13 protein-coding genes are annotated in these 12,481 nt (G+C 58.3%); all 13 read right to left on the bottom strand.

The window, feature by feature from the left end; genetic code table 11:
* Positions 1-11: 11 nt before the first annotated feature.
* Positions 12-1,844: a glutamine--fructose-6-phosphate transaminase (isomerizing) gene (glmS, locus tag HX875_RS13990; protein ID WP_177043618.1), complete on the bottom strand. Its 1,833-nt coding sequence runs from the start codon at positions 1,842-1,844 to the stop codon at positions 12-14.
* A 10-nt stretch (positions 1,845-1,854) separates the two neighbouring features.
* A complete protein-coding gene (locus HX875_RS13985; RefSeq protein WP_177043617.1) occupies positions 1,855-2,622 on the bottom strand; it encodes a DeoR/GlpR family DNA-binding transcription regulator in 768 nt (255 codons plus the stop codon).
* A gap of 240 nt (positions 2,623-2,862) precedes the next feature.
* A complete protein-coding gene (gene glmU / locus HX875_RS13980) occupies positions 2,863-4,230 on the bottom strand; it encodes a bifunctional UDP-N-acetylglucosamine diphosphorylase/glucosamine-1-phosphate N-acetyltransferase GlmU (RefSeq protein ID WP_177043616.1) in 1,368 nt (455 codons plus the stop codon).
* Between the two features lie 115 nt (positions 4,231-4,345).
* Positions 4,346-4,771 (bottom strand): F0F1 ATP synthase subunit epsilon, encoded by a 426-nt coding sequence (locus tag HX875_RS13975; RefSeq protein WP_008439541.1) that lies wholly within the window; start codon positions 4,769-4,771, stop codon positions 4,346-4,348.
* A 44-nt stretch (positions 4,772-4,815) separates the two neighbouring features.
* The gene (atpD, locus tag HX875_RS13970) at positions 4,816-6,195 is read right to left on the bottom strand and encodes a F0F1 ATP synthase subunit beta (protein ID WP_003213545.1); all 1,380 of its coding nucleotides are present in this window, start codon (positions 6,193-6,195) and stop codon (positions 4,816-4,818) included.
* Positions 6,196-6,222: 27 nt separating this feature from the next.
* Positions 6,223-7,083, bottom strand: a complete 861-nt coding sequence (gene atpG, locus HX875_RS13965) for a F0F1 ATP synthase subunit gamma (protein WP_003213547.1) — start codon at positions 7,081-7,083, stop codon at positions 6,223-6,225.
* A 50-nt stretch (positions 7,084-7,133) separates the two neighbouring features.
* On the bottom strand, positions 7,134-8,678 hold the full coding sequence (gene atpA, locus HX875_RS13960; protein WP_003213549.1) for a F0F1 ATP synthase subunit alpha: 1,545 nt from the start codon (positions 8,676-8,678) through the stop codon (positions 7,134-7,136).
* Between the two features lie 21 nt (positions 8,679-8,699).
* Positions 8,700-9,236 carry a F0F1 ATP synthase subunit delta gene (locus HX875_RS13955; RefSeq protein WP_003213551.1) on the bottom strand — a complete coding sequence of 179 codons (537 nt, stop codon included), beginning with the start codon at positions 9,234-9,236 and terminating at the stop codon, positions 8,700-8,702.
* A 12-nt stretch (positions 9,237-9,248) separates the two neighbouring features.
* Complete coding sequence (locus HX875_RS13950) at positions 9,249-9,719, bottom strand: F0F1 ATP synthase subunit B (RefSeq protein WP_008439543.1); 471 nt, start codon at positions 9,717-9,719, stop codon at positions 9,249-9,251.
* A 56-nt stretch (positions 9,720-9,775) separates the two neighbouring features.
* Positions 9,776-10,033 carry a F0F1 ATP synthase subunit C gene (atpE, locus tag HX875_RS13945; protein WP_002555987.1) on the bottom strand — a complete coding sequence of 86 codons (258 nt, stop codon included), beginning with the start codon at positions 10,031-10,033 and terminating at the stop codon, positions 9,776-9,778.
* A 133-nt stretch (positions 10,034-10,166) separates the two neighbouring features.
* Positions 10,167-11,036, bottom strand: coding sequence for a F0F1 ATP synthase subunit A (gene atpB / locus HX875_RS13940; RefSeq protein ID WP_177043615.1), 870 nt, complete (start codon positions 11,034-11,036; stop codon positions 10,167-10,169).
* 16 nt (positions 11,037-11,052) lie between these two features.
* Entirely contained in the window at positions 11,053-11,460 is a 408-nt protein-coding gene (locus HX875_RS13935) for a F0F1 ATP synthase subunit I (protein WP_177043614.1), read from the bottom strand.
* Positions 11,461-11,608: 148 nt separating this feature from the next.
* Positions 11,609-12,481 (bottom strand): ParB/RepB/Spo0J family partition protein, encoded by an 873-nt coding sequence (locus tag HX875_RS13930; protein ID WP_177043613.1) that lies wholly within the window; start codon positions 12,479-12,481, stop codon positions 11,609-11,611.

Raw genomic sequence — 12,481 nt, 5'->3', positions numbered from 1 at the left:
CGGGTGAGGCTTTACTCCACCGTCACCGACTTCGCCAGGTTGCGCGGCTGGTCAACGTCAGTGCCCTTAAGCACAGCCACGTAGTACGACAGCAGTTGCAGCGGGATGGTGTAGAGGATCGGCGACAAGGTGTCGTGGATGTGCGGCATGTTGATGACGTGGGTGCCTTCGCCATTGGTCATGCCGGCCTTTTCGTCGGCGAACACGATCAACTGGCCGCCACGGGCGCGCACTTCCTGCAGGTTGGACTTGAGCTTCTCCAGCAGTTCGTTGTTCGGCGCGACGGTCACCACTGGCATGTCGTCATCCACCAGGGCCAACGGGCCGTGCTTGAGCTCACCGGCCGGGTAGGCTTCGGCGTGAATGTAGGAGATTTCCTTAAGCTTGAGCGAACCTTCCATCGCCACCGGGTATTGCGCGCCCCGGCCAAGGAACAGGGTGTGGTGTTTGTCGGCGAACAGCTCGGCGACTTTTTCCACGGTGCTGTCCATGGCCAGCGCTTCGCCCAGGCGGGCCGGCAGGCGGCGCAGTTCTTCCACCAGATTGGCTTCGACGCCCTCTTCCAGCGTGCCGCGCACCTGGCCCAGGGACAGGGTCAGCAGCAACAGGCCCACCAACTGGGTGGTGAAGGCCTTGGTGGAGGCCACGCCGATTTCGCGACCGGCCTGGGTCAGCAGGGTCAGGTCGGACTCGCGCACCAGGGAGCTGATGCCGACGTTGCAGATTGCCAGGCTGCCGAGGAAGCCCAGTTCCTTGGCATTGCGCAGGGCGGCCAGGGTGTCGGCGGTTTCGCCGGACTGGGAGATGGTGACGAACAGGGTGTCGGGCTGCACCACCACCTTGCGGTAGCGGAATTCGCTGGCGACTTCGACCTGGCACGGGATGCCGGCCAGTTCTTCGAGCCAGTAACGGGCAACCATGCCGGCGTGGTAGCTGGTGCCGCAGGCGACGATTTGCACGTTGCGCACTTTGGCGAACAGCTCGGCGGCTTGCGGGCCGAAGGCTTGTACCAACACCTGGTTCTGGCTCAGGCGACCTTCCAGGGTGCGTTGCACCACGGCCGGTTGCTCGTGGATTTCCTTGAGCATGAAGTGGCGGAACTCGCCCTTGTCGGCGGCTTCGGCACCGTCGCGGTACTGCACGGCTTCACGTTCAACGGACTTGCCGTTGACGTCCCAGATCGACACGCTTTCGCGGCGGATCTCGGCGATGTCGCCTTCTTCCAGGTACATGAAGCGGTCGGTCACCTGGCGCAGGGCCAGTTGGTCGGAGGCGAGGAAGTTCTCGCCCAGGCCCAGGCCGATCACCAATGGGCTGCCACTGCGGGCGGCGACCAGGCGGTCGGGCTGGCTGGCGCTGATCACGGCCAGGCCATAGGCGCCGTGCAGTTCCTTGACGGTGGCCTTGAGGGCGTTGGTCAGGTCGCCCAGGTCTTTAAGCTTGTGGTTCAGCAGGTGGGCGATGACTTCGGTGTCGGTGTCCGAAGTGAAGACGTAGCCCAGGCCTTTCAGTTGTTCACGCAGCACTTCGTGGTTTTCGATGATGCCGTTGTGCACCACCGCCAGGTCACCGGAGAAGTGTGGGTGCGCGTTGCGCTCGCACGGTGCGCCGTGGGTAGCCCAACGGGTGTGGGCGATACCCAGGCGGCCTACCAGCGGCTCACCGGCCAACGCTTGTTCGAGTTCGCTGACCTTGCCCGGGCGACGCATGCGCTCAAGCTTGCCGGCGTTGGTAAAGAGCGCCACACCGGCGCTGTCGTAGCCGCGGTATTCCAGGCGTTTGAGGCCTTCGAGCAAAATGGCGGTGACGTTTCGTTCAGCGACTGCGCCAACAATTCCACACATGGTTTTTCTCCTAGATGACTGCCGCGCAAATCAGCGTGATGCCGCGGGCTTGGATCTGGTCGCGGGCCTCAAGCGGCAGGCGATCATCGGTAATAAGGGTATGGACGCTGCTCCAGGGCAGTTCCAGGTTGGGGATCTTGCGGCCAATCTTGTCGGACTCGACCATCACCACCACTTCGCGGGCGACCTCGGCCATGACGCGGCTCAGCCCCAGCAACTCGTTGAAGGTGGTGGTACCGCGCTCCAGGTCGATGCCATCGGCGCCAATGAAGAGCTGGTCGAAATCGTAGGAACGCAGCACTTGCTCGGCGACCTGGCCCTGGAACGAGTCCGAATGCGGGTCCCAGGTGCCGCCGGTCATCAACAGTACCGGCTCGTGTTCCAGTTCGCTCAGGGCGCTGGCCACGTGCAGGGAGTTGGTCATCACCACCAGGCCGGGCTGATGGCCCAGTTCGGGGATCATGGCGGCGGTGGTGCTGCCGCTGTCGATGATGATGCGGGCGTGTTCGCGCAAACGCCGGACGGCCGCACGGGCGATGGCGCGCTTGTAGACCGAAATGGGCTGGGCCGGATCGCCGACCAGTTCCTGGGGCATGGTGATGGCGCCGCCATAGCGACGCAGCAACAGGCCGTTACTTTCGAGGGCCGCCAGGTCCTTGCGGATGGTGACTTCCGACGTTTCGAAACGTTTGGCCAATTCGTCCACGCTGACTTCACCTTGCTCAGTGAGCATGGCAAGGATGTTGTGGCGACGTTGGGGTGTATTTCGTTTCGACATGGTGATGATAAGTTTCGTTTCGAAAGATAACGAAGGCAATCAAAACCTATTGGCTGAGGATCGTCAAGGGAGCTAGGTCAATTTTTGCGAAAAGTCTGGCAACAACACTAAACAACTGTGGGAGCTGGCTTGCCTGCGATAGCGGTCTGACAGCCAACGTTGATGTTGTCTGGCACTCCGTCATCGCCGGCAAGCCAGCTCCTACAGGTGAAAGTGGTGGTCAATCAGACTGTGGATAACTCAGGTCTTCTTGATCTTGACCGGGCGCTTCCAGCCGTCGATGTTGCGCTGGCGGGCGCGGGCCACTGCGAGTTGAGACTTATCCACATCCTGGTTGATGGTCGAGCCTGCCGCTGTGTTTGAACCATCACCAATGCTGACGGGTGCAATCAACGAGTTGTTGGAGCCGATAAACACGTCTTCGCCAATGGTCGTCTGGTACTTGTTGGCGCCGTCGTAGTTACACGTGATGGCGCCGGCGCCGATATTGCTGCGCGCACCAATCACGGCATCACCGAGGTAGGCCAGGTGCCCGGCCTTGGCGTCGTCGCCCATCTGTGCGTTTTTCAGTTCTACAAAGTTACCCACATGGGCCCTGGCCCCCAGCACGCTACCCGGACGCAGGCGTGCAAATGGACCAGCGTCACTGCCCTCACCCATCACCGCGCCGTCGATATGGCTGTTGGCCTTGATCACCACGCCTTTGCGCAGGGTGCTGTCCTTGATCACGCAGTTCGGGCCGATGATCACGTCATCTTCAATCACCACGCGACCTTCCAGGATCACGTTGATGTCGATCAGCACGTCGCGACCCACAGTGACATCACCCCGCACATCGAAACGTGCCGGATCCCGCAGTGTCACGCCCAGCGCCATCAAGCGGCGGCCTTCGCGCAGTTGATAGTGACGCTCCAGCTCCGCCAGTTGCTTGCGGTCGTTGGCGCCCTGCACTTCCATCGGGTCGTGGGGCTGTTCGGTGGCGACCAACAGGCCATCACTGACAGCCATCTCGATGACATCGGTCAGGTAGTACTCGCCCTGGGCATTATTGTTGGACAGGCGGCTCATCCAGTCAGCCAGGCGATCGGCCGGCACGGCGAGGATTCCGGTATTGCCTTCGGTGATGGCACGCTGGGCTTCGCTGGCGTCTTTGTGCTCGACGATGGCCGCGACCTTGCCGTCAGCGTTGCGCACAATGCGGCCGTAGCCGGTCGGGTCATCCAGCTCAACGGTCAGCAGGCCCATCTGGCCAGGCACCACATGCTTGAGCAGGCGCTGCAAGGTTTCCACTTCGATCAGCGGCACGTCACCGTAAAGGATCAGCACGGTGTCGGCCTTGATGAACGGCACCGCTTGCGCGGTGGCATGGCCGGTACCCAATTGCTTGTCCTGCAATACGAAATTCAAGTCGTCCGCCGCCAGTCGCTCACGCACCACATCGGCTCCGTGGCCAATCACCACATGAATGCGCTGTGGATCAAGTTGCCGGGCACTGTGGATAACATGGCCGAGCATCGAGTTGCCGGCAACCGGGTGCAACACCTTGGGCAAGGCCGAACGCATGCGGGTGCCCTGGCCTGCGGCAAGAATTACGATTTCGAGAGACATGAATGGCTACCAATCCTGGGCGGTCAGACTTCAGACCAAAGAAGTGTTTTGCTAAAAAAGAAAAAGGGTAGCCGAGGCTACCCTTTTTAATCAATCACACATGAGGCTTGACGGCTTAACCGCCAAACTTCTTGCGGATCTGCTGGACGGTGCGCAGCTGAGCTGCGGCCTCGGCCAGACGTGCAGCAGCAGAACCGTAGTCGAAATCTGCGCCTTTTTCGTTCAGGGCCTTCTCGGCAGCCTTGACGGCTTCCTGAGCGGAGGCTTCATCCAGGTCGGCAGCACGTTGCACGGTGTCGGCAAGTACCTTGACCATGTTCGGCTGAACCTCGAGGAAACCACCGGAGATGTAAAACACCTCCCGTTCCCCGCCCAGCTTGGTCAGAGTGATCGGACCAGGCTTCAAGGATGTAATCAATGGCGCGTGGCCAAAGTTAATACCCAGGTCGCCCAGTTCGCCGTGTGCAATCACACTCTCGATCTGACCGGAGAAGATTTCCCCTTCCGCGCTGACGATATCGCAATGGAATGTCATAGCCATCTGCTTGCCTCAACCTGATTAGCGCCCGTTACCGGGCGCCGGAATTACAGTTTCTTGGCTTTCTCGATCGCTTCTTCGATGCCGCCGACCATGTAGAACGCTTGTTCTGGCAGGTGGTCGTAGTCACCGTTGAGGATGCCTTTGAAGCCAGCAATGGTGTCTTTCAGGGAAACGTATTTACCCGAGGCACCGGTGAAGACTTCAGCCACGAAGAACGGCTGCGACAAGAAACGCTGGATCTTACGAGCGCGGGATACCAACTGCTTGTCGGTTTCCGACAGCTCGTCCATACCCAGGATCGCAATGATGTCCTTCAGTTCTTTGTAACGCTGCAGAACGTACTGGACGCCGCGAGCGGTGTCGTAGTGTTCCTGGCCGATGACGTTCGGGTCCAGCTGGCGCGAAGTCGAGTCCAGTGGATCGACCGCTGGGTAGATACCCAGGGAGGCGATGTCACGGGACAGTACGACGGTGGCGTCCAAGTGGGCGAACGTGGTCGCTGGCGACGGGTCAGTCAAGTCATCCGCAGGTACGTATACCGCTTGGATCGAGGTGATCGAACCGTTTTTGGTCGAAGTGATACGCTCTTGCAGAGTACCCATCTCTTCGGCCAGGGTCGGCTGGTAACCTACTGCGGAAGGCATACGGCCCAGCAGTGCGGATACTTCAGTACCGGCCAGGGTGTAACGATAGATGTTGTCGACGAACAGCAGAACGTCGTTACCTTCGTCACGGAACTTCTCGGCCATGGTCAGGCCGGTCAGTGCTACGCGCAGACGGTTACCCGGCGGCTCGTTCATCTGACCGTAAACCAGTGCCACTTTGTCCAGAACGTTGGAATCCTTCATCTCGTGGTAGAAGTCGTTACCCTCACGAGTACGCTCACCCACACCGGCGAACACGGAATAACCGCTGTGCTCGATGGCGATGTTACGGATCAGTTCCATCATGTTTACGGTTTTGCCTACACCGGCACCACCGAACAGACCGACTTTACCGCCCTTGGCGAACGGGCAAACCAGGTCGATAACCTTGATGCCGGTTTCCAGCAGGTCGTTGCCGCCCGCTTGTTCCGCGAAGGAAGGCGCAGGACGGTGAATGCCCCAGCGCTCTTCGGTGTCGATTGGACCGGCTTCGTCGATCGGGTTACCGAGGACGTCCATGATCCGGCCCAGGGTCGCTTTACCGACTGGTACGGAGATGGCTGCGCCAGAGTCAGTGACTTCCAGACCGCGCTTCAAGCCTTCGGTGGAACCCATTGCAATGGTACGAACCACGCCGTCGCCCAGCTGCTGCTGAACTTCCAGGGTGGTGCCTGCATCGCTTTTGACTTTCAAAGCGTTGTAGATGCTCGGTACGCTGTCGCGTGGGAATTCCACGTCGATAACGGCGCCGATGATTTGAACGATACGTCCGCTACTCATAGCTGGATCCTCTGAATATTTGAACCGTTAAACCGCGGCAGCGCCGCCGACGATTTCCGAGATCTCTTGGGTGATCGCAGCCTGACGCGCCTTGTTGTAGATCAGCTGCAAATCGCTGATCAAATCACCGGCGTTGTCGGTAGCGTTCTTCATCGCGATCATCCGCGCAGCTTGTTCAGCCGCGTTGTTCTCGACCACCGCCTGGTACACCTGCGACTCCACGTAGCGCACCATCAAGCCGTCAAGCAGCTCTTTGGCGTCTGGTTCGTAGAGGTAGTCCCAGTGGTGCTTGAGTTCTTGTTCCGGGGCGGCCACCAATGGAATCAACTGCTCCACGGTAGGCTGTTGCGTCATGGTGTTGATGAACTTGTTGGATACCACGGACAGGCGGTCAATCCGGCCTTCCAGGTATGCATCCAGCATCACTTTGACGCTGCCGATCAAATCATTGATCGACGGTTCTTCGCCCAGGTGGCTGATAGCTGCAACGACGTTACCGCCGAAGTTGCGGAAAAAGGCCGCACCCTTGCTACCGACCACACACAGATCGATCTCGACGCCTTTTTCGCGGTTTACCGCCATGTCCTTGACCAGGGCCTTGAACAGGTTGGTATTCAAACCACCGCACAAACCACGGTCACTGCTCACCACTACATAACCAACGCGCTTTACTTCGCGATCGATCATGAACGGGTGGCGATATTCCGGGTTGGCGTTGGCCAGATGACCAATAACCTGGCGGATACGCTCCGCGTAGGGACGGCTAGCAGCCATGCGCATTTGTGCCTTGCGCATTTTGCTGACCGCCACTTTTTCCATGGCGCTGGTGATCTTTTGCGTGCTTTTGATGCTCGCAATCTTACTGCGAATCTCTTTTGCGCCTGCCATGTAACACCTATCAGGTTAGCAAGCGGGAGCCTCGCGGCCCCCGCTGCGGCTTACCAGGTTTGGGTGGCCTTGAACTTCTCGATACCGGCTTTGATGCCAGCATCGATGTCGTCATTGAAGTCACCCTTCACGTTGATCTTCGCCATCAATTCGGCGTGATCGCGGTTGAAGTAAGCAATCAGCGCTTGTTCGAAGCTGCCGACCTTGGTGATTTCAACGTCGGTCAGGAACCCACGCTCAGCGGCATACAGCGACAGCGCCATGTCAGCGATCGACATTGGTGCGTATTGCTTCTGCTTCATCAGCTCGGTAACGCGCTGACCATGCTCAAGTTGCTTACGGGTCGCTTCGTCCAGGTCAGAAGCGAACTGGGCGAATGCCGCCAGTTCACGGTACTGAGCCAGAGCGGTACGGATACCACCGGAGAGCTTCTTGATGATCTTGGTCTGAGCGGCACCACCCACACGGGATACCGAAACACCGGCGTTCACTGCAGGACGGATCCCGGAGTTGAACATGGCCGACTCCAGGAAGATCTGACCGTCGGTGATGGAAATCACGTTGGTCGGAACGAACGCGGAAACGTCGCCAGCCTGGGTTTCGATGATCGGCAGTGCGGTCAGAGAACCGGTTTTGCCGGTCACTGCGCCGTTGGTGAACTTCTCTACGTATTCTTCCGAAACGCGGGATGCGCGCTCCAGCAGACGGGAGTGGAGATAGAACACGTCGCCTGGGTAAGCTTCACGGCCTGGTGGACGGCGCAGCAGCAGGGAAATCTGGCGGTAAGCCACTGCTTGCTTGGACAGATCGTCATAAACGATCAGCGCGTCTTCACCGCGGTCGCGGAAGTATTCGCCCATGGTGCAACCGGAGTACGGTGCCAGGAACTGAAGTGCAGCGGATTCGGAAGCACTGGCGGCCACGACGATGGTGTTAGCCAGGGCGCCGTTTTCTTCCAGCTTGCGAACCACGTTGGCGATGGTCGATTGTTTCTGACCGATAGCTACGTAGACGCAGAAGATCCCGCTGTCTTTCTGGTTGATGATCGCGTCGATCGCCAGAGCGGTTTTACCGATCTGACGGTCACCGATGATCAGCTCACGCTGGCCACGGCCGACAGGAATCATGGCATCGACAGCCTTGTAGCCAGTCTGTACAGGCTGGTCTACCGACTTACGCCAGATCACGCCTGGAGCAACTTTCTCGACCGCATCGGTCTCGGTGTTGTTCAGCGGACCTTTGCCGTCAACTGGGTTACCCAGTGCGTCGACAACGCGACCCAGCAGTTCCTTACCAACCGGAACTTCCAGGATGCGGCCTGTGCACTTGGCGCTCATGCCTTCGGCCAGAGTCTGGTAGGAGCCCAATACAACGGCACCTACAGAGTCTTGCTCCAGGTTGAGGGCCATACCGTAGACGCCGCCCGGAAACTCGATCATCTCGCCGTACATTACGTCGGCCAGACCGTGAATCCGCACGATGCCGTCAGATACGCTGACGACAGTGCCTTCGTTACGGGCTTGGGAGGTCACATCGAGCTTGTCGATGCGGCCCTTGATAATTTCACTTATTTCGGAAGGATTGAGTTGCTGCATTGCTCTGCTGCCCCTTCAAACTCAAGATTTCAATGCTTCGGCAAGATTCGCGAGTTTGCCGCGAATCGAGCCATCGATAACCAGGTCGCCGGCGCGAATGATGACACCACCAATCAGGGTGGCATCCTCCGCAACTTGCAGGCGCACTTCCCGGTCGAGTCGTGCACTGAGAACCTTGGCGAGTTTGTCTTGCTGTTCTTGGTTCAATGCAAAAGCACTGGTCACTTCAACATCTACCGATTTCTCTTGTTCGGCCTTGTACAGGTCAAACAGAGCGGCGATCTCCGGCAGAAGCGGGAGACGGTCGTTTTCGGCAACGACGTGGATGAAGTTCTGCACTTTTACATCAAACTTGTCGCCGCACACGTCAATAAACGTGGCGGCCTTGTCTGCGCTCGTCAGTCGCGGGGCCTTGAGCACGCGCTGCATGGTGTCGTCTTGCGACACTGCTGCAGCCAGGCCGAGCATGGCTGACCAAGAGGCCAGCTGCTGGTGGGCCTGGGCGTGCTCGAAGGCTGCCTTAGCGTAAGGTCGGGCCAACGTGGTCAATTCTGCCATGATCGCCCTCGCTTAAATTTCAGCAGCCAGTTTGTTTACCAGCTCCGCGTGCGCGTTTTGATCGATTGTGGCACCCAGGATCTTCTCAGCACCGCCGACGGCCAGAGCACCCAGTTGGGCACGCAGCGCATCTTTGACACCGTTCAGTTCCTGCTCGATCTCGGCTTGAGCCTGAACCTTCACACGGTCAGCGTCGATACGGGCTTTTTCAACAGCCTCTTCAACGATCTGGTTACCGCGTTTCTTGGCTTGCTCAATGATTTCAGCTGCCTGAGCTTTCGCTTCGCGCAGTTGTTGACCCGCTTTATCTTGGGCCAACTCCAGGTCGCGAGCTGCTCGTGCGGCAGCGTCCAGTCCGTCTGCGATCTTCTTCTGACGTTCGTGCAAAGCCGCGATGACCGGAGGCCATACGAACTTCATGCAGAAAACAACAAAAATCAAGAACGCTAAGGACTGACCAATAATGGTTGCATTAATGTTCACGCCAATACCTCGCTCGTTCGTTGCACAACACACCAATCACTCGAAAAAACGAGTGATTAACCGGCGAGTTGACCAACGAAGGGGTTCGCGAAGGTGAAGAACAGAGCGATACCAACACCGATCATGGTCACGGCGTCGAGCAGGCCGGCGACGATGAACATTTTAACTTGCAGCATTGGAACCATTTCTGGCTGACGCGCTGCGCCTTCCAGGAACTTGCCGCCCAGCAGGCCGAAACCAATGGCAGTACCCAGGGCGCCCAGGCCGATCAACAGTGCAACAGCGATAGCGGTTAGACCAACTACAGTTTCCATCTTTCCTCCCGACTTTTACGTCGTATGGTTTAGGTTTTTTAGATTTTAAAGCGGTAAAACAAATCGTTTCATAGCCCTTCAGGGCTCCCCTCCCGTTTGACCGGGAGGGACATCAGACTAGTCGAAACTGGTCTTAATGGTTCTCTTCGTGCGCCATCGACAGGTAGACGATGGTCAGCATCATGAAGATAAACGCCTGCAGGGTGATGATCAGGATGTGGAACACAGCCCACGCCCACTGCAGAACAATGCCCAGGCCGCTAAGCCAGAGCAGACCACTGCCGAACATCACAGCGATCAGAATGAACACCAGCTCGCCGGCATACATGTTGCCGAACAGTCGCAAGGCCAGGGAAATCGGCTTGGCGACCAGGGTCACGAATTCCAGCAGGAAGTTCACCGGGATCAGCAGGGCTTGAACGAAGATGTTCTTGCTGCCGAACGGGTGCAGGGTCAGTTCGCCGATGAAGCCGCCGATACCCTTGATCTTGATGCTGTAGAAAATGATCAACGCAAACACCGACAGGGCCATGCCCAGGGTGGCGTTAGGGTCCGTGGTGGAAACTGCACGGAATGGAATGTGCTGATCGCCGGAGATCAGGATGGCCAGCTGAGGAATCCAGTCGACCGGAATCAGGTCGACGGCGTTCATCAGGAACACCCAGACGAAGATGGTCAGTGCCAACGGTGCAATCACCGCGCTACGACCATGGAAGCTGTCACGCACGCTGCCATCGACGAATTCGACCAATACTTCAACGAAGTTCTGCAATGCACCTGGCTGACCGGAAGTCGCCTTCTTTGCCGCCATGCGGAAAATCAGGACGAAAATCAGACCCAATGCGACAGACCAGCCCAGAGTATCCAGGTGGAATGCCCAGAAGCCCATTTCTTTGGCTTCTGCTGCGGTGTGGGCAAAGCCCCAGCCGCCATTGGGTAGCTGACCGAAGGTCAGGTTCTGCAAGTGGTGCTGGATATAGCCCGAAGCGGTTGTCTCTGCCATGGTTGCCTCAAACGCCCTAAGGTCTCGAAAGTCTTGTTCTCATCAGCAGGGGCGAGAACCAGCTGACCAATTGGGTCAACACGAAGACGCCGAATACAGCTAGCGGCGCCAATGGCTTCACACCTGCAAAGGTCAGTGCAAACAGCACTGCCGTCAAAATCAGTTTCCCCGCCTCGCCGGCATAAAAAGACCGGACGATAGCCTGGGCTGCTCGGGCGCCGGAAAACCGAAAGGCCCTGTGAGCAAAATACATATTGGGCAGCAAGGCTATCAGGCCTCCGCAGAGTCCTGAGTACCCGGCTACGACTCCATACCAATACCAGAGCGCCAAAGAGGCGATCAGTAAAATGACAAATTGAGCCACTAAAACCGGGAAAACGGCCAAGCGATGGAACGGCGACGTGTTTGGCGTGCGGGTTTCCATCACTCTTGCTCCTCAATAGTCGGCTGCCGGAAATCAATAACTTGGCATAATTTGTGCCGACAAAATGCGCGCAGAGTATAGGGGCGGTTCAGCCCCTATTCAACTGCCGGGTAGTGATTTCCGACTGCGCGCTACAGAAGCAATTGTTTCAGCGGATGTGGGCAAGAACGCCCTGAAGCTCATCCAATGAGTTATATCCGATGACCAATTGCCCTTTGCCTTTCTTTCCGTGGCGAATTTGCACCGCAGAGCCTAGGCGTTCGGCCAGGCGCTGCTCCAGGCGTGCAATATCCGGATCAGGTTTGGCAGTTTCGACCGGTGCAGGTTTGCCGCTGAGCCACTGGCGAACCAGGGCCTCGGTCTGACGAACGGTGAGGCCTCGTGCGACAACGTGTCGCGCCCCTTCAACCTGTTGATTTTCCGGCAAACCGAGCAAAGCACGGGCATGACCCATTTCCAGGTCGCCATGGGAAAGCATGGTTTTGATGACTTCCGGCAGTGCGATCAGACGCAACAGGTTGGACACGGTAACCCGGGACTTGCCCACCGCATCCGCGACTTCCTGCTGAGTCAGTTTGAATTCCTGCTGCAAACGCTGCAGGGCGATCGCTTCCTCGATCGGATTGAGGTCTTCGCGCTGTATGTTCTCGATCAGTGCCATGGCGATGGCGGTTTCATCCGGTACATCGCGCACCATCGCCGGGATGGTTTCCTTGCCAGCCTGTTGGCTGGCACGCCAGCGGCGTTCGCCGGCGATGATTTCAAAGCGGCCTGCACCAATCGGGCGCACCACGATCGGCTGCATCACGCCCTGGGACTTGATCGAGTTCGCCAATTCTTCCAGCGCCTGGGGATCCATGTCCCGGCGCGGCTGGTATTTGCCGCGCTGGATCAGGTCCAGCGGCAGGTGCTGCAGCTCACGCTCGTCGGCCTGCACCGCTTGCTCTTCAAGGGTCGTGACAGTCGGACCACTCAGCAGTGCATCCAGTCCACGTCCGAGACCTCGTTTCTTGACGGCCAT

Source organism: Pseudomonas yamanorum (genome assembly GCF_013386765.1).
GTDB classification, from domain to species: domain Bacteria; phylum Pseudomonadota; class Gammaproteobacteria; order Pseudomonadales; family Pseudomonadaceae; genus Aquipseudomonas; species Aquipseudomonas yamanorum_A.
This window is presented reverse-complemented; position numbering and strand designations above follow the sequence as displayed.